The sequence below is a fragment of the Pseudophaeobacter sp. genome (genome assembly GCF_048267565.1).
Taxonomy (GTDB): domain Bacteria; phylum Pseudomonadota; class Alphaproteobacteria; order Rhodobacterales; family Rhodobacteraceae; genus Pseudophaeobacter; species Pseudophaeobacter profundi.
In genome coordinates this window covers 938,005-959,253 of the sequence record NZ_JBLWXG010000001.1, presented here as the reverse complement: position 1 = coordinate 959,253, position 21,249 = coordinate 938,005, and the positions used below count along the sequence as shown (strand labels likewise).

The window sequence follows — 21,249 nt, the reverse complement described above, 5'->3', positions numbered from 1 at the left end:
CTGACATCCTGAATAGAAAAAGCCTCGGCAGATCGTGCCGAGGCTTTTTTGTGGGCGCTGACGGGGGAACCCGTCACTGCGCAAAACAGTGGCAGGCTGCTGCCCTTACGCGGTGCGGGGGCGTTGCAGCAGCGCGACGATTTTCTGGGGCAGGGCGCGCAGGCTGCGGCCAACCGCGCTCATCCCATCAGCCAAAGCCCGGGCGCGCATAGCTTCTGCGCGACGCTGGATGGCATGGATTTCATCAGCGGTGAGAGTAACAGGCTGGTGCTCGGTCATAACGTTCTCGGTCTATTGCGTTTTCGGATGGGCTACATGTAGCGGGGTTTGGGCGCGGTGACATTGGCCAATCTGTCAATCCCGCCATGCTGCAAGTGCAAAGGTCGCCACCTGAAAATTCGGGAAGACCGCGTGACGCACTGGGCCGTGCAGACCGACTGCCTGTGAATTCAAGACCTTTCCCGGCACGCTCTAAAGCGCAAACGCAAAACGGCCGCCAAAGATGGCGGCCGTAAATGGTATTGATTTTATTGAAAAATTACCCGGCGCGACGCTCTGCAAATGAGAGCGCGATAAAGCTTGGCATGTGATCGCCCATGCCAACAACCGTGCGATCGTCACGACGCCCGCCTTGTTTGCCGCCACGGCCCCGATTGTTCTTGGGGGCAGTTTGTTGCTGCGCTGCAGCGTTTTCCTCGGCGACGGGCTTGTCGTCTGGCTTATCGTCTGCCTTGGCCGTGGCCTTGCGCGTCCGCGAGCGGCCTTCGGATTTGGCACTGTCTGCCTTGCGGGGGGCCGATTTGCGTGCTTCGGACTTGTCCGTTTCAGTGGTTTCCTGCGCTTGCAGATCCGCAGATACCTGGTCAGCGCCGGCCTTATCTTCACTGACCTCTGCTTGTGGTGTGGCAACATCCTGCGGCGCAGCGGCGTCCGCCGACTTGCGCGATGTAGCGCCCCGGCGGCTTCGTGTGGGCTTGCCACCGGAATTTTCGGTGTCCTGAACCGGCGTGTCAGTGGATTTCTTGGCAGCGCTGCGCTTGACCGGCTCTGCTTTCTTGGCAGGGTTGTCCATCCGGCTGATTTCTTTTTGCAGCAGGTTTTCAACGGCGGCGAGGGCCTTTTCATCGCGGACAGAGCAAATGGTGATTGCCTTGCCTTCACGGCCCGCGCGGCCGGTGCGGCCAATCCGGTGGACATAGTCTTCGGGGTGGCCGGGCACATCATAATTGAACACATGGCTGACGCTGGGCACATCCAGGCCGCGCGCCGCGACGTCAGAGGCCACGAGAATACGCAACTGCCCGTCGCGGAACCCGTCGAGTGTCTTGGTGCGTTGGCTCTGGTCCAGATCGCCATGAATCGGCGCGGCATCATAGCCGTATTTTTTCAGTGACTTGGTCACAATATCTACATCCGTCTTACGGTTGCAGAAGATGATTGCGTTGGTCAGCTTGTCGCCTTCGCCGTCGATCAATGCGCGCAGGGCGGTGCGTTTTTCGCTGGCTTCGCGATCTTTGCGCGAGGCTTTGAACTGCACCACTTGTTGTTCGATGGTTTCAGAGGCGCTGGCCTGCCGGGCAACTTCGATTCGCTCAGGTGCGGAAAGGAAGGTATTGGTGATCCGTTCGATTTCAGGGGCCATGGTGGCCGAGAAGAACAGCGTCTGGCGGGTAAAGGGCGTAAGGGAGAAGATCCGCTCGATATCCGGAATAAAGCCCATGTCGAGCATCCGGTCTGCCTCATCGACGACCATGATCTGCACACCGGTCAGCAAGAGCTTTCCGCGCTCGAAATGATCCAGCAGGCGACCTGGCGTTGCGATCAGAACGTCGACGCCTTTGTCGATTAGCTGGTCCTGCTCCTTAAAGCTGACACCGCCAATCAAGAGAGCCTTTGTAAGCTTTAAGTGTTTGGTATAAGTGTCAAAATTCTCTGCAACCTGGGCTGCCAATTCGCGGGTCGGGCACAGGACCAGGCTGCGGGGCATCCGGGCGCGGGCGCGGCCACGGGCCAGCATGGTGATCATTGGCAGGGTGAAAGAGGCGGTTTTGCCGGTGCCGGTTTGGGCGATGCCCAGTACATCACGACCTTCAAGCGCAGGTGGAATAGCACCAGCCTGGATCGGTGTTGGTGACTCGTAACCCGCTTCTTCAATCGCTTTGAGGACCTTGGGGTTCAGGTTCAGATCGGTAAATTTTGTCATATGCGTCCGTTTTTGCGGACACTAATTTGGCCCGCGCGTGTTTTGACAAAGCCGGGTCCGCGAGAACAAGCGGTGTGACAACGTCCAGCTTTTGCCGGGACATAGCAAAATCTTGTCCTGCGGTCAATTATTGGCTGGGCTTACCTGGCCGCTATCCGCCTCTGCTGGCGTGCCAAAATACCGGTCACCCCCGCGTCAGGGGCGCCGAATCGTTGCGCGGGGATCACCCCTGCGTGCTGTCAAAACTGGGGAAGTGCTTTTGTCGGGTCGCGGCGCGGTTGAGCATACGGATCCGCAACAGCCCTTCCTGTTCCAGCCGCTGGCGCAGGGCCGGGCTGTCGCCGCAGACTTCATCATAAAAGGCGCGCAGGCCTGGCTCGCCCTCTTCGGCCTCTATTGCCGAGAGGAGTTCATGCAGGTTTATGCCGCCCTTATCCCTGGGTCGTGCGGGCGAGAGGTCGGCCCGGTAAGATCCGCGCTCTAGGCGAAACCGGTAATGCGCCAGCCAGTGGGGCCAATCCCGCGCATGCAGGTGGCACAGCTCAAGCGCAGGCAGTTCAGTCGTGGCGGGGTTTTCCAGCCGGTCCTCTGGGCTTTTGCCAGCGTCTTGGAAAAAGTTATGGATGCGAAAGCTGATATCGGGCAGTCCGGTGCGCACAAAGATCTTGCCCTGCACATGGCTGAGAAAGCCGCCACGCATATGTTCGCCGTAGCGCGGATACAGGCGGCCGACGATTGTGCCGCGTTCAGGCCCTTTGGGGATATGACCTTTGAAGGCAGTTGCATCGCCTGCAAGTGCCTCTATGGGGCGGGCGCGGGCTGCCAGGGTGGTTTGCGGCAGGGCCGCCAGCAGCGTGCCAATCGAGCTATTCGCCCAGAGGAATTCATCAACGTCAATATGGGCTAGCCAGTCCAGATCAGCAGCTTGGCGACGATAGGCACGGGTGGCATTCAGGCTTTGGCGAACCTGATGTTTGGCGGGCTTGCCGCCCTTGCGCCGCCTTTGCCAAGAGGCATCGTCGCAGTCAAAGACGCGGATCTTTGGATGCGCCTTGAGCAGAGGGCGGGCGCCGGGGCAGGGGGCATCGAGATATAGAAACAGACGATGTGCTCCGGCCTCCAGGTGGTAGGCGGCAAAATCGAGGATGTCTTGGGCCGGGGCCTTGATAGTGGCGACGATGCCCCATTTTGCGTTTGTGTCCATTGATGCCCTGCTCTCTGTATCCTTGCTCTGTCCGGTTGCGGGGCAGGGCTGTCTGCGCGGTGTCACGTGGCGCGATACTGCACAGGGTTCCCCCCGTTGGTCCAGTGCGCGCCGGACAGAAGAGCGGCAAAACCTCAAAATGCGGATCGGGCTGCGACCAAGCGGCGGGCCGCGACGTCAACGAAGAATCGCAAAAGGGCGCGCCGGTGATGGCGCGCCCAGATTATGTGAGCTTGTCTATCAGGCTTTGGGGCCGTAGCGCGCAGGCTTTGGGGCCGTAGCGCGGTGCCTCAGACCATCATTTCCTTGGTCGCGGTCAGTTGCAGATCGGGGTAATCCCGCTCTACTCGGTCGATGTCCCACTGCAGACGAGTCAGATAGACGACATCGCCATCATGGTCATAGGCGATGTGTTGTTTGTTGGAATTTACAAACTTGTCCACCGCCGCTTTGTCCCCATTGACCCAGCGCGCCGAGGTGAATTGAGAGCTGTCAAACCGCACCGGTAGGCCGTATTCCAGCTCGATCCGGCTGGCCAGAACCTCAAATTGCAGCGCCCCGACCACGCCAACAATAAAGCCGGAACCGATTGAGGGTTTGAACACCTTGGCTGCGCCTTCTTCGGCAAACTGCATCAGCGCCTTTTCCAGATGCTTGGCTTTCATCGGATCGCCCGCGCGCACGCCCTGCAGCAGTTCCGGGGCAAAGGAGGGAATACCGGCAACCCGCAGGGCTTCGCCTTCGGTCAGGGTGTCGCCGATGCGCAGCTGGCCATGGTTCGGAATACCAATGATATCGCCAGCCCATGCCTCTTCGGCCAATTCGCGGTCAGAGGCGAGGAACAGCACCGGGTTGGAAATCGCCATCGGTTTCTTGGTGCGCACATGGGTCAGTTTCATGCCGCGTTTAAAGTGGCCGCTAGCCATCCGCACAAAGGCCACCCGGTCGCGGTGCTTTGGGTCCATATTGGCCTGCACCTTGAAGACAAAGCCGGCGACCTTCTTCTCTTCGGGGGCAATATTTCGTGGCTGCGCCTTTTGCACCTGCGGTTCGGGGCCGTAGTGGCCAATGCCGTCCATTAGTTCTTTGACGCCAAAGGAGTTGATGGCTGAGCCAAACCAGATCGGGGTCATATGGCCTTCGAGCACCGCCTGCGGATCCAGCTTGGGCAGCAGCTCGCGGGCCATCTCGACCTCTTCCAGCAACTTGTTCAGCAGATCTGCGGGCACATGTTCGGCCAGCTTGGGGTCATCCAGGCCCTCAATCGCGATGCTTTCGGCCACTTTGTTGCGGTCGGCTCGGTCCATCAGCTCCAGTCGGTCGCGCAGCATGTCGTAGCAGCCGATGAAATCGCGCCCTACGCCGATGGGCCAGGCGGCCGGCGTCACGTCAATGGCCAGGTTTTCCTGGATCTCATCAATAATATCAAAGGTATCGCGACTTTCGCGGTCCATCTTGTTACAGAAGGTCAGGATCGGCAGGTCACGCAGGCGGCAGACCTCAAACAGTTTCTGTGTCTGGCTTTCCACGCCCTTTGCCCCATCAATCACCATGACGGCGGCATCCACCGCCGTGAGGGTGCGATAGGTGTCTTCGGAAAAGTCCGAGTGGCCGGGCGTATCCACCAGATTGAAGCGGAAGCCGTCAAAATCAAAGGACATTGCCGAGGCCGAGACCGAAATGCCGCGGTCCTTTTCCATCTGCATGAAATCGGATCTGGTGCGCCGTGCTTCGCCCTTGGCGCGCACCTGCCCAGCCATCTGAATCGCGCCGCCATAAAGCAGGAATTTTTCAGTCAGCGTGGTTTTGCCCGCATCCGGGTGCGAAATGATCGCAAAGGTGCGGCGCCGCGCGATTTCGGGCGGCAGGTCTGGGCGGTTTGCAGCGGTATCCAACATGAGCGCGCGTATAGGTTGGATTGTCGAGGCTGGCAAGAAAAAGCCCCCCCTCGTCGCAGAAAGCTGTGAAGCAGGGCGGCCAGGGGGCTGCGCAGGTATCGCTCCCGATGATGCATCGCAGGCGACTTGTCCACGGAGGCGTCGGTTAGCGCAGCGAAGAGCGGCGCAGCATTTCAACCGCATCTGGGTGGTTCAGCAGGTTTTTCTGTACCTCCAACCCGTGGCTGTCGCGGCGCTGACCTGTGGCAAGGCCAGGGCCGATGCGGCGCAGCAGATCATCGGGCAGGGCGGGCTGGGTAAGGGGGTCCAGAAACAGGCTCTCTGCGGCGATGCCTTCGGCATAGATGATGTGATGCCGGTCAAACAGCAGCTGGAAGTAATCGACAAAGCCGCCATCCTGCACCACAACCGTTGTGCCATTGACCAGGTCACGCGCCCGCACCAGGAGTTCCGAACAGCCGGTGCCCAGCTCATCGCGGCGTTGATAGACCATCAGGCGGTGATCGGGGCTGACCAGCAGATCAGCGGCATTGTTCAAGACCCCGGCCCGGATCAGTACCGGGGCCATACGCCCCACCGCGCGCGATGTGGTCTGGCCAATCCAGCGCAACTCCTGCACCCCGTCGTCGCGGGTCAATACGCGATCGCCGGGCACGAGGTCTTCGATCGGTTTCTGCGCCCCTGTGGCCAGGGTAATCCGGGTGCCGCGGGTGAATGACACACAGGCCATCTGCGCCAGTTTGCGCCGTGCACCGTCCTGTTCCGCCCGCACCAGCGTATAGCTGTGTTGCAGGTTCAGTGGTGCCATGGGCAACAGGTAGATCGCAGCGATCATCCCGTCCGCGTCGACTTCGACCATTACCAGGGCTTCGACGTTATCGCCGGCTTGTGGCATCAGGGTCAGGACGCAGTCCAGATGCAGCCGAGCACCGGGGGTGCCGAGTGCCGTGCCTTCGGCGATGCAGAACTGCCCCTCTGCGTTGCTGGCCAGGGCCAGCCGTTGTGGGTGCGCCGGTGGGCTAAGCTGGTAGATGTCATCCAGCATCAGGTCCTGGTAAAGGCCAATCGGGTCACCCATGTTGGCACCAATTTCCACCAGGAACTGTTCGGCCGGGTAGGCCGGGATGGACTGAATGGCGTGTTCTACTGCTGGCACTGAAGCCCCCATCCTGATTTAGCTGTTGCGACGCAAGGGGTAACCCCTGCCTGGGCGCGCCGCAAACGCAATGGCATGCCCCTGGCTCAGGGGTATAGCCGCGAATTATGGCATGATACCGACAAATACGGGCAGAAATCCTGACAAGCCATTAATTTTACCTATCCCTTTGTGGTGGTGCAGGCCAGCAGCCCAGCCAGCCGGCTCCAATCAGGGGGCCGCAGCGGCCAAATGTATCGGCAAAACCCGGCAGGCCGCCCCTGCGTTTCTGGGCTGGCCATTACCGCCCAAGCGGTGCAGTCTTGGGCAAAATTCAAGCACGACGCAGGGAGCAAAGCTATGGATCTCGGGATTACTGGAAAACGCGCATTGGTATGCGCCAGCAGCAAGGGCCTGGGTCTGGGTTGCGCGGAGGCATTGGCCGAAGCGGGGGTCAACCTGGTGATGAATGCGCGCGGCGAAGAGACCCTCTTGCAGGCCGCGCAGGCCATTCGCGATCGCTACGGCGTTGAGGTCGAAACCGTGGCGGCTGATGTCACCACGCAAGAGGGGCAGGCAAAGCTGCTCGCCGCTGCGACAGGCGTTGATATCCTGGTCAATAACGCCGGTGGCCCGCCTCCGGGGCTGTGGTCAGACTGGGAGCGGGAGGATTTCATCAAGGCGCTGGATGCCAATATGTTGGCACCAATTGCCCTGATGAAGGCGCTGCTGCCGGGCATGATGGAACGCGGCTGGGGCCGGGTGGTCAATATCACCTCGCAATCCGTCAAGGCCCCCATTGCGGTGCTGGGCCTGTCAAACTCTGCCCGCGCCGGGTTGACTGGGTATGTGGCAGGCACCTCGCGACAGGTCGCAGGCAGCGGTGTTGCCATCAATAACCTGTTGCCCGGTATCCATGCCACGGACCGCGCGGTTTCATTGGATAGCGGCGTCAGCAGCCAGCAGGGCATCACCATGGAAGAGGCCAAGGCACAGCGCGCGGCCACCATTCCCGCAGGACGCTACGGCACCCGGCAGGAATTCGGCGCCGCCTGTGCGTTTTTGTGCTCGCAACATGCGGGGTTCATTGTCGGACAGAACATTCTGTTGGACGGTGGGGCCACCAATATGACACTGTAAGCAGTGTCCTGACGCAAGACACGGAGCATCGAATGGCCAGCGGGTTTTCCCTTAAGGACCAATTGTTCAATCAGCAAAAGACCCGCTATCTGGCGGGTCTTTTTGCCCCTGTGGTGCCGGGGTTTCAGGCTGATCAATTTGAAACGGATGTCATGGCGGGCCTGTTGCCGCTGGAATTGAAGGCGCGCATCAGTTGGATCGCCGAGGTTCTGGGCCAGCATCTGCCCGGACCGCTGCCCGAGGTGGCACCTCGGCTTTTGCAGGCGCTGCCGCCACCGCTGGATCCGGGGAAGACGGATGATGATTTCGGCGATTTCATCTTTGCTCCGGTGGGCGAGTTCGTCTTGGCGCGGGGGCTGCACAGCGACCCAGAGCTGGCGCTGGATCTCTTGGCGGAACTGACCCAGCGGTTTTCCATGGAATGGGCCATTCGTCCGTTCTTGAATACGCATCAGGATCTGACGCTGGCGCGGATGCAGCAGTGGATACAGCATCCCAGCTATCATGTGCGCCGCCTGGTCAGCGAAGGCACCAGGCCGCGCCTGCCCTGGGGGCAGGGGGTTGCTTTGGCGCTGGCCGATCCGCTGCCGTTTCTGGACCATCTGCATCAGGATCCCACCCGCTATGTGACGCGATCAGTTGCCAATCACCTGAATGACATCAGCAAGAAAGAGCCGGATCTGGTCCTGGACCGGCTAGAGGCCTGGCGGGCACATGGCGCACAACAGGAAAAAGAGCTGACCTGGCTGATCAGCCATGCCTGTCGCGGCCTGGTGAAATCCGGCCACCCGCGGGCATTGCGCCTGCTTGGCTATGACCCTGAGGCAGAGGTCTCGGTCGATTTGCAGCTGGGGGCGTCGGCCCTGCGCATTGGCGGGGCGCTCAAGTTTGAGGTCACGCTTGCCTCCCCGACGGATTTGCCAGTGATTGTCGACTACCGTGTCAGTTTTGCACGGGCTGGTGGCAAGACCGCGCAAAAGGTGTTCAAGCTGAAGCAAACGAAACTGCGCGGTGCGGCGCTGACCTTGGCCAAACTGCATCGGTTCAAAGGCGATGCCACCACCTTCAAACTGTATCCAGGCCGCCACCAGATTGAAATTCTGGTCAATGGCCGCGTTGGTGCGCAGGCGGCGTTTGATCTGACCGCCTGACCATATGCGGCTTTGACGTAATTCAGGCAAATTGACGGGCTTTAGCGCGCCGGGGCTGAGGACTTGCACGGCGCTCGCCGGGTTGGTATTTGCCGCAAGGACCGATTGCACAATCGGCAAAGCTTGTGAGGCAGAATGAGCACAACACCCCCCAGCGCGCCCCAGTCTGAGGCCGCGCCGCATCCGCGGCTCGAGATCCGTAATATCCATCGCTATTATGATGGCCGTGCGGTGGTGGATGATGTTTCGCTGCAAATTCAGGCCGGGCAGGTTACCTGCCTGCTTGGGCCCTCTGGCTGCGGTAAATCCACCACCCTGCGGATGATCGCCGGGGTGGAAATGCAGGACAGCGGTGAAATCTATGTCGATGGCAAGCTGGTCTGCGACACGGTGTTCCGGGTGCCGCCAGAGCGGCGCGAGATTGGGCTGATGTTTCAGGATTTTGCCCTGTTCCCGCATCTGAGTGTGGCGGATAACGTCGCCTTTGGCCTGAAGGGCAGCAAAGAGGCCAAGCGCGCCCGCGTTGAAGAACTGTTGAAAAAGGTTTCCTTGTCGCGGTTTATTGATGAATTTCCCCACCAGTTGTCAGGTGGAGAGCAGCAGCGCGTCGCCCTGGCCCGTGCCCTGGCACCGCGTCCGCGGATCATGCTGATGGATGAACCCTTTTCCGGGCTCGACAACCGGCTGCGCGATGGCATCCGCGACGAAACACTGACGCTGCTGAAAGAAGAAGACGCGGCGGTGTTGCTGGTTACCCATGAGCCGGAAGAAGCCATGAGGATGGCCGATGAAATTGCCCTGATGCGCGGCGGGAAAATTGTCCAGCAAGGCGCGCCCTATAACGTCTACACCCGCCCGACAGATAAGGCTGCGGTGGCCTTTTTTAGTGATATCAACGTGTTGCATTCGCAAGTGAATGGCGCGCTGGCGGAAACACCCTTTGGCCAGTTTCTGGCGCCGGGTATTGCTGATCGCACCGATGTCGACATCGTCTTTCGCCCGCAGCATGTGCGGATCGATTTTGACCGTGGTGGCAGAGGGCCGCTGCCAACGGCCACCGACGGCGTACCAGCCCGCGCGGTGGTGAAACGGGCGCGCTATCTTGGCCATGAGAGCCTGGTAGAGTTCCAGATGGATTACGACGGCTCTATTCTCAAGGTGACGGTGCCGCGCGTCTTCCTGCCAGAGGTGGGCCGGGTGATGTGGCTGACGGTGCCGCGCAACCGCTGTTTTGTCTTTCCCGCCTAAGGGCAACCTATCAGATGCCAGCTTGACCGAGGCCAGCCAGCCTGAGCCCAACCTTGTTGATCCGGGATGATGTGTTCCAAGGTGGCCTAGGCGCTGTTAGCGCCTGTCACGATGCGGGTCATAATCCGCCAGGGTCTTGCCGGGTTCATCCAGGAACAATTCGGGCAGGGCGCGCACCTCTTCGATCAGATCAACGCGAAAGACCCGGAAATCCGCTCGGGTTTCGCACCAGGCGGTCAGGGTCCAGACGCGGCCCCAATATTCCATATGCAGGGGGCGGATGGTGCGCTCTGTCAGGGTGCCATCTATGCGCTGGTACTGCAGCGCCAGCTTTTGGCGCGATTTGATTGCCGCGCGTAGGGTGGGCATATGACCAAAGCCCCGCGCTGCATCGGCAAAGGGGTAGACGGCAAATTTCCAGGCGTCCGCTGCGGCGATCGTCTCGGTCGGCAAGACCGCATCCACCTTGGCAGCCAGGGACTGAGCGGCGGCCTTCAGATCGGCATCTGCGGCTTCGGCTACGATGGCCATGCCAAGGTTCAGCGCCTCCAGTTCCTCTGCGGTAAGCGTTAGTGGCGGCAGGGTGATCTGTTCACGCACCATATAGCCAAGACCACGTTCGCCTTCGACGGGCACACCCGAGGCAACCAATGTATCCATGTCGCGGTAGATGGTGCGGGTAGAGACCTCAAGCCGGGCGGCAATATCCTGTGCCCGATGGAGTTTCCCATCACGCAGGATCTGGATGATTTCAAAAAGGCGGTCGGTGCGGCGCATGGGGTTACCCTTGGCGCAGAGACAGGGGGGGCGTCAAGCCGGGGCATGCAAGGGTGGTGCCCCGGCCGTCTATAGTGGCAGCGTAGGATTGCGTCACAAAGTCGGGTGGTTAGCTGGGCGCAACGGTCCAGTGGATGGTTTCATGGCGCAGGGTGACCGTTTCTGGTGCAATCGCCGCCATCAGCGCCGGGGCAAAATCCTGTTTGCCAAAACTCTCGGCCACCTGCTGCGCGGTTTCCATATCTTTCCAGATCACGGTATCCGTCCACCGCCCATCAGCGCCACAGCTGAGGCGGCGAAAGATAAAGCCGGGGTTGGCGCGCACAAAGGCCTCGCTGGTTTGGCTGATCTTGACAAACTCTTCGGGGGTGACGCCTGGGTTCAGCTTGAAGGTCACGGTTTCAGCGACGTTTTGGGTCATATCAATCTCCTCTTGTGTTGATGAGGCAGCCCTAGCAGGAGGCAACTGACATAAACCTGTCAGTTGTGTGCCTGGGGGGCGAAAAAAAGCGATTTTGCTGCTGTCTCTCGCCCCAAGACCGCTGCCGCCTCTTTGCTCTGGCGCGGGAGGGGCCTAAAACCTGTGGTCAGAGAATAGTCAGCCGATGCAGCGCGCATTGGCAAAAGTGAAGGAGAGATTCACATGCTTAATAATATCGGCCTTCCCGGCCTGCTGCTTATCGCTGTTGTGGTTCTGGTGCTGTTTGGCCGCGGCAAGATCAGCTCGCTTATGGGTGAAGTTGGCAAAGGCATTACCTCGTTCAAGAAGGGTGTGAATGAAGGCACTGCAGAGCTGGAAGAAGAAAAAACTGTCGAAGCCAAGGACGTCACCCCTGCCTCCGGGTCTGCCTCTGAAACAGACAAGGCGTAACGGGGCATGTTTGATCTTGGGCTAACCGAACTTCTGGTGGTTGGCGTCGTGGCGCTGATTGTTGTCGGGCCCAAAGACCTGCCCGTGATGTTTCGCAATGTGGGGCGTTTCGTGGGCAAGGCCAAGGGCATGGCACGCGAATTCAGCAGCGCCATGAACGAGGCTGCTGATGAAAGCGGCGTGCGGGATGTGGCCAAGGGGCTGAAGGCTGCGACCAATCCTGTCAGCACCGCGATGGACGGGGTGAAGGAGGCGGCGCAGGATATGGCCAAATCCATTGATCCGACCACCTATAAGCCCGGCACTGAAACCGGTAAAATGGCAGTGGAACGCGCGCTGGAGGCCAAGAAGATTCAGGCCGCCACCGCGCGCAGTGCAGCAGAACGCAAAGCCCGCGAGGCACAAGACGCCCTGGCCCATGCCGAGGCCGCAGAAGCGGCAATTGAGGCAGGACCAGAACAGCCAGACAACGCGCCCTCCGAAGGAAGTGAGGCCAAGACATGAGCCAGACCGAAGAGGTTGAGGATTCAACCGCCCCCCTGATCGAACATCTGGCAGAACTGCGCACCCGATTGATCCGGGCGGTGATGGCCTTTGCGGTGGGGGTCATTCTGGCCTTTGTCGTGGCCGAACCCATTTTGCAGTTCCTGGTAAAGCCCATCGAGGAAACGCTGCGGGCGTTAGGCGATCCGTCCCCGACGCTGCAATATACCTCGCCGCAGGAATATCTGTTCACGCTGTTCCGCATCTCGATGGTCTTTGGGTTTGCCCTGTCCTTCCCGGTGATCGGCTACCAGCTTTGGCGATTTGTGGCACCGGGGCTGTATAAAACGGAAAAAGGCGCCTTTTTGCCGTTCCTGATTGCCTCGCCCTTCATGTTTCTGCTGGGGGCGACCTTTGCGCAGCTTGTGGTGACACCGCTGGCGATGCAGTTCTTTCTGGGCTTTGCAGATGTCAGTTCGATTTTTGCCAACCTGTTGAGCCAGGCTGCAGGGGCTGTTCCTGATGGGGTGACCGTAGATGCGGCAGTGGTGCCGGAAACCGTCGATGGGGTGAAAATCACCTTCTTTGGGAAGGTGAATGAAAGCCTTGATATCACGCTGAAATTTATCATGGCCTTTGGGTTGTGCTTTCAGCTGCCGGTTCTTTTGACCCTGATGGGCAAGGCGGGACTGGTCAGCGCTGATGGGCTGGGTGCCATGCGTAAATATGCGGTTGTGGCCATTCTGGTTCTGGCCGCGCTGGTAACGCCGCCGGATGTAATCACCCAGATGATCCTGTTTGTGGTGGTCTATGGGCTTTATGAGATGTCGATCTTCCTGGTGCGCCGGGTTGAGGCCAAGCGCGAAGAAAAGCTGCGCGCCGAAGGGTACTACGACGACGAGGATGAAGACCCGCTGATGGCAGAATTCGATGCCGATGAGGGTGAAGACGACAGGTAACCCTGTCTGCAAAACAGAACCGGGGGCGTGTCCAGTAGGGTGCGCCCCCTTTTTTATGTGTTGATTTTCCCGTGACCTGTCAGGACTTGTCCGCCCCGGCGGAACGTGGTTCAAACCTTCCAGCCCTAAACGACCGGAGACCCCCAATGGACCAGATCCTATTGACCCGCATTGCCGAGGCGCTGGAACGGATGTCGCCCGCGCCGCTGGCAGCGCCCGATTTTGATGCTGCTGCCGCTTTTGTCTGGCATGTGGCCCCAGACCGGCTGGAGCCTGTGGCACAGGTCAACCGGATTGATCTGGAACTGCTGGTCGGGATTGGGCGGTCGCGCGATACCCTGTTGGAAAACACGCGCCGTTTTGCCCGTGGTGAGGCCGCGAACAATGCCCTCCTATGGGGGGCGCGGGGCATGGGGAAGTCCAGCCTGGTAAAGGCCATTCACGGCGCGCTCTTGGGGGATCATCCCGATTTGAAACTGGTAGAGTTGCAGCGCGAAGACCTGCCCTCGGTGGCGCGTCTGCTGAACCACCTGCGCCAGGCACCGCATCGCTTTATCCTGTTTTGCGATGACCTGTCATTCAGCCATGATGACCAGCATTACAAAAGCCTGAAGGCGGTGCTGGATGGCGGCATCGAGGGGCGTCCGGAGAATGTGGTGTTCTTTGCTACGTCTAACCGGCGGCACCTGATGCCGCGCGACATGATCGAGAATGAACGCTCTAGCGCCATCAACCCCTCTGAGGCGGTTGAGGAAAAGGTCTCTCTCTCGGATCGTTTTGGCCTGTGGCTGGGCTTCCACCCCTGTGATCAGGATGAATATCTCGATATGATTTCAGGCTATTGCAAGGCCTATGGTGTCGATGTCGATGCAGATGTCATGCGGGCAGAGGCGATTGAATGGCAAGCCACACGCGGGGCGCGTTCTGGGCGGGTGGCCTGGCAGTTCTTTACCGACCTGGCGGGGCGGCATGGGGTCTCGCTGGCCTAGGACGGCACCACAGGATAGCGGCCAAATGAACAGGGGCGGGATGTGGTTTCAACCGCATCCCGCCCCTGCTGTCTGTTCTGGCCTGCTGCTGCGGCCGCGCTGGTATCCGTCTAGTTCAGATAGGACAGCGGGTCGAGGCTGTCATAGCCGTTGCGCACCTCAAAATGCAGCGTCGCGCCCGCGACTTCTTGCAGATTGCCAATCGCCTGGCCGCGGCTGACCTGGTCGCCCTTGCTTACCAGGATTTTGTCAACATTGGCATAGATGGTCAGCAGCTTTGGATCGTGGCGGATCACAATGATCGGGATGTTTTTTGAATCCTTGGTGATGGCGGCAACTGTGCCGGCCTCGGCCGCCGTGACCTGGGCGCCCGCCGCGGCAGAGATATCAATGCCATCGTTGCGCCCCTTGGCGTAGGTTTTGATGATCTTGCCCTGCACCGGATAGGCCATGGCGGCCTGGTTGGGCCGTGAGGGGCTGGGCACATCGACTGAAGGCAGGTTTTCCGCAGCAACGCTGGCCGGAGCCACATTTTCTGTGGGCAGAGGTTTGGTCGCACTGGGCGGCGTTGGCGTGGCCGAGCCCTGGCCGGGGGCGGTGGTAACCACCGCTGCCGGTGTCTGCGAGGGGCGGCTTTGATCCTTGAGGGGGATCAACAGTTGCTGGCCTTCACGTATGGCAAAGTCGCTGCCCAATCCATTCCAGTCCGCCAGGGATTTCACGGGCACCTGATAGAGTCGGGAAATGGTATAGGCGGTCTCGCCTCGCACCACCTTGTGGCGTACGGGTTCTGGCCCGTCCTGCACCGCGACCGGCTTGGTCTGTGGTGTCGGCTGGATCTCGGTGGTGGTCACCGAACCGGGGTTGGGCGAGGTGGTGGGCGCCGCATCAATGGCATTGCCCGCCAAGGACGCAATGTCGACGCCACCGGCACTTGCGGTGCCGACAGTGGCAGGCTGGCTGGCTGGGGCACGGCGGGGCAGAACAAGCACCTCGCCTTGGCGCAGGCTGTCATTGGTCTGCATGCCATTGAAGCGGGCGATTTCAACTGCGGGCAATCCGATGCGTGCGGCCACATCCGCAACCTTGTCGCCGCGTTCGGCCACGGCCACCTGATAAGAGGGGTAGGTGATCAAGCCCCGGCTATCGGGGGCGGGGCGGTTCGCGGTTGCCGTCTGGGCGGCCTGGGTGGTGTTGAAACCACCAATCTGCCCGCGCAGATCATAATCCAATGGCCCTTCGCAGGCCGCAAGAAACAGCGGAGCCACGACCAGGGAAAGGCGCGCGACGATCGGGGCGGATTTCGGGTTTGGGCGGCGCTTGGGGCGGGTACTTGGGCGACCTGTCAGCATGCTGTCCTCGTTTTTTGTCGTTTTTTGACGCGCCGGACGGAGCGCCGGGCTTTGCGCCTGTTGTGCTGGGACCTGCGCCCGGGTCAATGGTTATTTGCACGTCCTGTTCAAATCGGCGCGGCTTTGCCTGTTTTTCAGGTGTCTTTGCCCAAACCTTCGAGCAGGGGCACAAAACGTACCGGGCGCAATTCGTCATAGTCAAGCCCATCATCGGTTTTGCGGACCCGGATCAGGGTTTGCACTGTATCGGACTGGCCAACCGGCACCACCATTATGCCACCGGGTTTGAGTTGCGCCAATAGCGGGCCGGGGGGATCTTCGGCGGCGGCGGTGACAATGATGCGATCAAAGGGGGCCTGATCCGGCAGGCCAAAGCTGCCATCGCCAACCAGCGAGGTGATATTAGGCAGTTGCAGCGCCTCAAAGATCATCCGGGCTTCGCGCACCAGGCGGGCATGACGATCGATGGTATAGACCCGGCGCGCCAGCTTGGCGAGGATGGCCGCCTGATAGCCGGAACCGGTGCCGACCTCCAGGACGGTGTCGCGCGGCGAAATCTGCAGCGCCTGGGTCATCAACCCCACCACAGAGGGCTGCGAGATGGTCTGGCCACAGGCAATCGGCAGCGGCGTGTCCTCATAGGCGCGATCTGAGAAAATGCCACGCACAAAGGGGCCGCGATCAATTTGCTCCATCGCCTCCAGCACCTTGGTATCGGTCACGCCGCGCGAGCGCAGGGCAAAGAGAAACTGCATCTTAGTTTCCGGGTCAGGGCTGCTCATTCGATCTCTTTGAACCCGTCGAGCATCTCGTGGGCGGTTAGATCGGCGCGCATTGGGGTAACGGAGACATAGCCTTCCAGGTTGACGCTGGCATCGCTATCGGGGGCGGTCTGGATATGCTGGTCGCCGCCCTTGATCCAAAGATAGCGCCGCCCATTCGGCGAGAGTTGTTCCTGCGCCGAGAAATGGCTGCCCCGGCGAAAGCCTTGGCGCACAACGCGGGTGCCCTTGACGGATGCGGCGGGGACAGGCGGAAAGTTGATGTTATAAAACAGCCGGTAATCCTGCTGATCCTGCGGCTCTGCTGCCAGGATCTTGCGGACGACCTCGGCACCATGCTGGGCCGCGGCCTCGAACGGGTTGTCGATATCTTTGTTCAGCGGGCCATAATACTGCGAGAGCCCCATGGCGGGAATGCCCTGCAAAGCAGCCTCCATCGCGCCGCCAAGGGTGCCGGAGTAGAGCGCATTTTCCGCCGAGTTATTGCCTCGGTTGACCCCGGACAAGACCAGATCGGGGCGCACATCCTGCATGGCGACATGGATGCCGGCCAGAACGCAATCCGCCGGAGAGCCTTCGGCCGCAAAGCGCCTTGGCCCCAGCTGGCTTAGCATGGAGGGGCGGGTATAGCTGATGCAATGGCCAACGCCGGATTGCTCAAACGCGGGGGCGACGGTCCAGACCTCGCCTGAGGGGCCGGCCAGTGTCTGGGCGATCTGTTCCAGCACCGCAAGGCCGGGGGCGCTGATGCCGTCGTCATTGGTGATGAGAATGCGCATTTTGTCCCCTGGTCGCTGTTTTGATCTGAATAGGCATTGGCATCAAAGGGAGCAAGTGTTTCGGCCCAATCAGAGGAAGGATCTGCTGGCAGCTTGGGTAGCTGTGCCACAGGTCCGGGTCGATAGAAGCTCTGCCTGGGGCGTTGGGCCGAGATTTAGGCGCCTGACCTTGGCGGTTAGGGTACGCTGCGCGTCAAGGTCAGGGAAAGGCAGTGCATATGAGCATAAAAAGCGGGGGTTCCTGCGCGGATCAGGGCTTTTGGCAAAGCCCCTCTCCCCTTGGGCCGGGCAGGCTGCCGCCTGCGGTCGCGTGATTTGGCATGCCGGGGGCAAATCGGTTGGCTTGCACCCGGGGCTACCGACTTAGGCCAGAATCTGCGGCAGCAGGCGGGCGGCTTCGGCCTGGCAGTCGTTCAAGGGGGCGCGATCCTCGCCGGGGAAGAAGCGGGCGCGCAGGGCAGTAGGCATGGGCTGGGGCGTCAGGATCTTGACCTGGGGGCCGGTTTTGATCGTTTCCGCCTGCCAACTGCGGGCCAGAGCCATCTGGGCGGCTTTGCTGGCACCATAGGCGCCAAAGAATTTTTCGCCCGCCCGCGGATCATCAAAGAAAACGGCCCGGCCGCTCTGACCGAGCAGCGGTGCCACATAGGGGATCAGCACCGAAGGGGCCGTGGCGTTGATGGAAATGGATTTGGTCCAGTCCTTTACCGCCACCGAGGGGGCAGGGCTGAGCGGCGCGGCATGGATGGCGCTGTGCAGCCAGAGGTCAAGCTGACCCCAGCGATCATGGATGCCGCGGCACAGGGTCGCCATGGCCTCGGGCTGGGTGATGTCCATCGGTGCCAGGGTGGCAGAGCCGCCCGCCGCCTGGATCCGATCATCCAGCTCTTCGAGCGCGCCAGTGGTGCGGGCGACCGCCAAGATGTGATGCGTGGGGGCCAGGGCTTCGGCCAGGGCAGCCCCGAGACCGCGGGAGGCGCCAGTGATAAGAGCGATTTTCTGTGTCATGAACAGCCTTGTGATCCGCTTGGCGCAGAGGGTCAAGTCTCCATTCTGGCGCAGGGGGCATGGCGCGACGCTTTCAGCAAGCTGAGCTGCCGCCAAGGGCCGGGGCGGCCGGGCCGGAGCTTAGCTGCCGGGCATTTCAATACGCTGGGTATGGCCCGATTTTTCCAACACGATGCCATTGGCATCTATGCCCAGAACACGGCTAAACGATACGCGCGCACCGGCAGAGACCGTTTTGATCCGGCCATTGGGCAGACGCACCATGGCTTGCAGGTTGTCCTTGGCACCGAACAGGCCCAGCAGGCTGAGGCCATGCTGTGGGAGTGCCGCATTCTGGGTGGCCGTCTGGGCGACACGCGCCGACGTTTTGGAAGAGGTGAGGGAATTTGTCATGGTCATCTTTGGTTTGGGGCGGTGGCAAATGGCGGTTTCAAGGCAGGCATTGACCAGAGAAACCTGGGCGAGTGAGTTTAGTCAGGCCTATTGCTCCGAGCCGGTTGCGCCAGGCCAGTTCGCCAGGCAAATCAGGAGAAAACGCCAGCCAGACCCGGTGAGGCCTGCGCAGGCAGCAATGAGAGCGCTGCGGCGGTCGTTCAGGCATGCGCCCAATGGTCCGTGGCACCTGCCGAGGCTGGCATAGGCCGACTGGGCGCAAAGTACGAGGCAAAAATGCGGGCACCGCAGGCACTGGGCCGTAGGTCGGCGGAGCCTTGCGGATCGGCGCGGCACAGTGGCGGGCTTTCGCCTGTCTTGGGGGGCTAGCCGCTGGCTGGCGGAGTTTGGGCGACACCTGGCTGGTTAAGAATCATAGACCAGCGACGCCAGGTCATGCCCATAGGTATGCAGTAGCTCAAACAGTTCTTCCAACTGGGCCCCGGTGTGCTGCAGCGTCGAGAGCGGATGGTTCGCTTCGGAAATCTGCAGTTCCGGGTATTGGCCTTCGGGGCGCATGTGCAACATGCAGGCAACGGGGCTGGTATTGTCCGGCGGGATAGCATTGGACAACCAGGCCGGGCGGCTGCCCAGGCTTTCGGTGTCTTGCATATCCAGCAGATCAAGATAGGCGTCAAAGTCATCCACCCCAAGATTGGCCCAGGTGCCCAGGATGAATTCCTGCCCGTCACTGTCGGCCAATGGCACCGCCAGCACCGCGCGCACAAAACGCAGATCGCCAAGGCGGCAAAAATCATCGGTCAGCACATCGCCCGTCTGGGCCAGAATGGCAGAGTTATCCTGCACCACAAGATCATCGGGGCACAGATCCGGGCGGTCGCAGCTGAGGCTGAGCAATTGCGCAAAGGTCGCCCCGCAGCAACGGCAACGGCGCGAGGAGGTCAGCATACGGGCGAGATGGGCATCCAAAGGGCGGATCTTTCATGTGGCCCGGTCACGGGCGAGAGAGCAAAACAAAGGAAAGGCGCCGATCTGTGTGATCAGCGCCTCTCCCCTATGACGTTGGGGTCGTCTTAACCTGCTTGTGGCGCGAATTCAAACCCCCCGTATGTCGCCCCCACTGACGGTGGATCAGTCGGCCTGTTTCATGCTGTTCCAGGATGCCCCCTGGGCGGGCATGTCTTTGATTTTCTGGCTGACCCGGCCGCTGCTCTCCAGCCCCGCCAGGTAGTCCTGGCTGACACTGCCAGTGACATATTTGCCGTCAAAGCAGGAGCAATCAAACGCTTCAATATCCTTGTTGCCCTCTTTCGCGGCCCAGACCAGATCTTCAAGACGTTGATAAATAAGCGCATCGGCGCCCAGCTCTTGGCGGATCTCTTCTGTGGTGCGACCATCGGCGATCAGTTCATGCTTGGTGGGCATGTCGATGCCATAGACATTAGGGTATTTCACTGGCGGCGAGGCGCTGGCGATATAAACTTTTTTGGCCCCTGCATCGCGGCACATCTGAACGATTTTTTGAATGGTATTACCGCGCACGATGGAATCATCAATCAGCAAGAGATTGAGCCCCTTCATCTCCAGCGGGATAGCGTTCAGCTTGCGGCGCACCGATTTTTGCCGCTCGGCCTGGCCAGGCATAATAAAGGTGCGGCCGATGTAGCGATTCTTGACCAGGCCTTCGCGGTAGCGAATGCCCATGGAATTGGCCACTTCCAGCGCTACGGGACGGGCAGAATCAGGCACTGGAATAATGCAGTCGATATCCAGATCGGCCTCGATGATCTGCTTGGCAAGGGTTTGGCCCATGCGCAACTGGGTTTTGTAGACCGAAATGCCGTCCAGCATCGAATCGGGGCGTGCCAGATAGACATATTCAAAGATGCAGGGGGTCAGGCTGCCTTCGACGGCTTGGAAGCTGTGCATATTGCCGTCAAGATCGATGAGAATCGCCTCTCCGGGCTTCACGTCGCGCAGTTTTTCAAAGCCATTGATGCCAAAGGCCACATCTTCAGAGGCAAAGGCATAGTCGTGGCTATCGCCTTCGGCGTCGCGGCGGGCAATAGAGAGAGGCCGGATGCCATGCGGGTCACGAAAGGCCAGCATGCCAACCCCGGCCACCATGCAGATCACCGAATAGGCGCCTTGGATACGCTCCATCGTCATCTTCACCCCGGCAAAGAGGTTGCGAATCGGATCGACTGTGCCGTTGACCTTGATGCAGTCAGAGATCTTGTCGGCCAGTACATTCAATAGGATTTCCGAATCCGAAGTGGTGCGCAGATGGCGGCTGTATTTTGCGGTGACCTTGGCACGCTGTTCTGCCGTGTTTGTAATATTCCCGTTGTGTACCAGATAGATACCATAGGGCGCATTGACAAAGAATGGCTGCGCTTCGGCGGCACTCAGCGATCCGGCAGTGGGATAACGGACATGACCGATTCCAACTTTGCCACGCAGGGTTTCTGCATCTGCCGCGTTAAACACGTCTTTGACCAGACCATTTGCTTTACGCTCGCGAAAGAATTCGCCGTTGTAGGTCACAATGCCAGAGGCGTCCTGCCCACGGTGTTGCAGCATAAGCAACCCGTCATAAAGTTCGGCAAAAACCTCGTCCTGTCGGCTCGCGATCCCCAAAATCCCGCACATTGAATGGCTCCAATTTCACTGTAGCGTTGCTGTTCGGTTGCTGCAGGCCGGGACGCTGCCTGGACCCTGCTGAGGCTTCCTAGCTTGGATGGCTGGTAGAATACAGAAGAAAGCAGGGTTTTGCTGTGTCATTTTCCGTTCTGGTCGCCATGGCAGGAATATCGCTGCAACCACAGGCACAGAGGGGCCAAGGCAGATCAGTGAAACCGGGTGCGGCTGACCACA

General features: G+C 60.3%; 21 protein-coding genes. 7 read left to right on the top strand and 14 right to left on the bottom strand.

Annotated features, from left to right (window positions below):
- Positions 1-105 precede the first annotated feature (105 nt).
- From ACN0VH_RS04530 to ACN0VH_RS04510, 5 genes are all read right to left on the bottom strand, one after another.
- Positions 106-279 (bottom strand): RSP_7527 family protein, encoded by a 174-nt coding sequence (locus ACN0VH_RS04530; protein ID WP_278920953.1) that lies wholly within the window; start codon positions 277-279, stop codon positions 106-108.
- A gap of 259 nt (positions 280-538) precedes the next feature.
- Entirely contained in the window at positions 539-2,203 is a 1,665-nt protein-coding gene (locus tag ACN0VH_RS04525; RefSeq protein WP_417699663.1) for a DEAD/DEAH box helicase, read from the bottom strand.
- A gap of 223 nt (positions 2,204-2,426) precedes the next feature.
- The gene (locus ACN0VH_RS04520) at positions 2,427-3,407 is read right to left on the bottom strand and encodes a glycosyltransferase family 2 protein (RefSeq protein ID WP_417699661.1); all 981 of its coding nucleotides are present in this window, start codon (positions 3,405-3,407) and stop codon (positions 2,427-2,429) included.
- 290 nt (positions 3,408-3,697) lie between these two features.
- Positions 3,698-5,305 (bottom strand): peptide chain release factor 3, encoded by a 1,608-nt coding sequence (locus ACN0VH_RS04515; RefSeq protein ID WP_417699660.1) that lies wholly within the window; start codon positions 5,303-5,305, stop codon positions 3,698-3,700.
- A 145-nt stretch (positions 5,306-5,450) separates the two neighbouring features.
- Positions 5,451-6,461, bottom strand: a complete 1,011-nt coding sequence (locus ACN0VH_RS04510; RefSeq protein WP_417699659.1) for a Hint domain-containing protein — start codon at positions 6,459-6,461, stop codon at positions 5,451-5,453.
- 339 nt (positions 6,462-6,800) lie between these two features.
- Between ACN0VH_RS04510 and ACN0VH_RS04505 the strand changes: the two genes are divergently transcribed.
- The 3 genes from ACN0VH_RS04505 (at position 6,801) to ACN0VH_RS04495 (ending at position 9,979) form a co-directional block, all read left to right on the top strand.
- Positions 6,801-7,580, top strand: coding sequence for an SDR family oxidoreductase (locus tag ACN0VH_RS04505; RefSeq protein WP_278920948.1), 780 nt, complete (start codon positions 6,801-6,803; stop codon positions 7,578-7,580).
- A gap of 32 nt (positions 7,581-7,612) precedes the next feature.
- Entirely contained in the window at positions 7,613-8,731 is a 1,119-nt protein-coding gene (locus tag ACN0VH_RS04500; protein ID WP_417699657.1) for a YhaZ family DNA alkylation repair protein, read from the top strand.
- A gap of 135 nt (positions 8,732-8,866) precedes the next feature.
- Positions 8,867-9,979, top strand: a complete 1,113-nt coding sequence (locus ACN0VH_RS04495; protein WP_278920946.1) for an ABC transporter ATP-binding protein — start codon at positions 8,867-8,869, stop codon at positions 9,977-9,979.
- 96 nt (positions 9,980-10,075) lie between these two features.
- Here the strand turns inward: ACN0VH_RS04495 and ACN0VH_RS04490 are convergent, their stop codons facing one another.
- Both ACN0VH_RS04490 and ACN0VH_RS04485 read right to left on the bottom strand, forming a co-directional pair.
- Positions 10,076-10,756 carry a helix-turn-helix transcriptional regulator gene (locus ACN0VH_RS04490; protein ID WP_417699656.1) on the bottom strand — a complete coding sequence of 227 codons (681 nt, stop codon included), beginning with the start codon at positions 10,754-10,756 and terminating at the stop codon, positions 10,076-10,078.
- 109 nt (positions 10,757-10,865) lie between these two features.
- On the bottom strand, positions 10,866-11,177 hold the full coding sequence (locus ACN0VH_RS04485; protein ID WP_278920944.1) for a hypothetical protein: 312 nt from the start codon (positions 11,175-11,177) through the stop codon (positions 10,866-10,868).
- Positions 11,178-11,399: 222 nt separating this feature from the next.
- On the opposite strand from ACN0VH_RS04485, the gene ACN0VH_RS04480 reads away from it, so the two are divergent.
- From ACN0VH_RS04480 to ACN0VH_RS04465, 4 genes are all read left to right on the top strand, one after another.
- Positions 11,400-11,627 (top strand): twin-arginine translocase TatA/TatE family subunit, encoded by a 228-nt coding sequence (locus tag ACN0VH_RS04480; protein WP_278920943.1) that lies wholly within the window; start codon positions 11,400-11,402, stop codon positions 11,625-11,627.
- Between the two features lie 6 nt (positions 11,628-11,633).
- Positions 11,634-12,131, top strand: coding sequence for a Sec-independent protein translocase protein TatB (gene tatB / locus ACN0VH_RS04475; protein ID WP_278920942.1), 498 nt, complete (start codon positions 11,634-11,636; stop codon positions 12,129-12,131).
- Positions 12,128-13,069: a twin-arginine translocase subunit TatC gene (gene tatC / locus ACN0VH_RS04470; protein ID WP_278920941.1), complete on the top strand. Its 942-nt coding sequence runs from the start codon at positions 12,128-12,130 to the stop codon at positions 13,067-13,069. The genes tatB and tatC overlap by 4 nt, the downstream gene beginning before the upstream one ends.
- Positions 13,070-13,215: 146 nt before the next feature.
- The gene (locus tag ACN0VH_RS04465) at positions 13,216-14,058 is read left to right on the top strand and encodes an ATP-binding protein (protein ID WP_278920940.1); all 843 of its coding nucleotides are present in this window, start codon (positions 13,216-13,218) and stop codon (positions 14,056-14,058) included.
- Positions 14,059-14,168: 110 nt separating this feature from the next.
- Here the strand turns inward: ACN0VH_RS04465 and ACN0VH_RS04460 are convergent, their stop codons facing one another.
- The 7 genes from ACN0VH_RS04460 to purF form a co-directional block, all read right to left on the bottom strand.
- Positions 14,169-15,410 carry a M23 family metallopeptidase gene (locus ACN0VH_RS04460; RefSeq protein ID WP_278920939.1) on the bottom strand — a complete coding sequence of 414 codons (1,242 nt, stop codon included), beginning with the start codon at positions 15,408-15,410 and terminating at the stop codon, positions 14,169-14,171.
- 134 nt (positions 15,411-15,544) lie between these two features.
- On the bottom strand, positions 15,545-16,192 hold the full coding sequence (locus ACN0VH_RS04455; RefSeq protein WP_278920938.1) for a protein-L-isoaspartate(D-aspartate) O-methyltransferase: 648 nt from the start codon (positions 16,190-16,192) through the stop codon (positions 15,545-15,547).
- A complete protein-coding gene (gene surE / locus ACN0VH_RS04450) occupies positions 16,189-16,971 on the bottom strand; it encodes a 5'/3'-nucleotidase SurE (protein ID WP_278920937.1) in 783 nt (260 codons plus the stop codon). Before surE ends, ACN0VH_RS04455 begins: the two co-directional genes overlap by 4 nt.
- 363 nt (positions 16,972-17,334) lie before the next feature.
- Positions 17,335-17,979 carry an SDR family NAD(P)-dependent oxidoreductase gene (locus tag ACN0VH_RS04445; protein ID WP_417699653.1) on the bottom strand — a complete coding sequence of 215 codons (645 nt, stop codon included), beginning with the start codon at positions 17,977-17,979 and terminating at the stop codon, positions 17,335-17,337.
- A gap of 120 nt (positions 17,980-18,099) precedes the next feature.
- Entirely contained in the window at positions 18,100-18,372 is a 273-nt protein-coding gene (locus tag ACN0VH_RS04440) for a hypothetical protein (protein ID WP_278920935.1), read from the bottom strand.
- Positions 18,373-18,777: 405 nt separating this feature from the next.
- Positions 18,778-19,320: a DUF2199 domain-containing protein gene (locus ACN0VH_RS04435; RefSeq protein WP_278921439.1), complete on the bottom strand. Its 543-nt coding sequence runs from the start codon at positions 19,318-19,320 to the stop codon at positions 18,778-18,780.
- Positions 19,321-19,503: 183 nt separating this feature from the next.
- Positions 19,504-21,024 (bottom strand): amidophosphoribosyltransferase, encoded by a 1,521-nt coding sequence (purF, locus tag ACN0VH_RS04430; protein WP_278920934.1) that lies wholly within the window; start codon positions 21,022-21,024, stop codon positions 19,504-19,506.
- Positions 21,025-21,249: the final 225 nt, after the last annotated feature.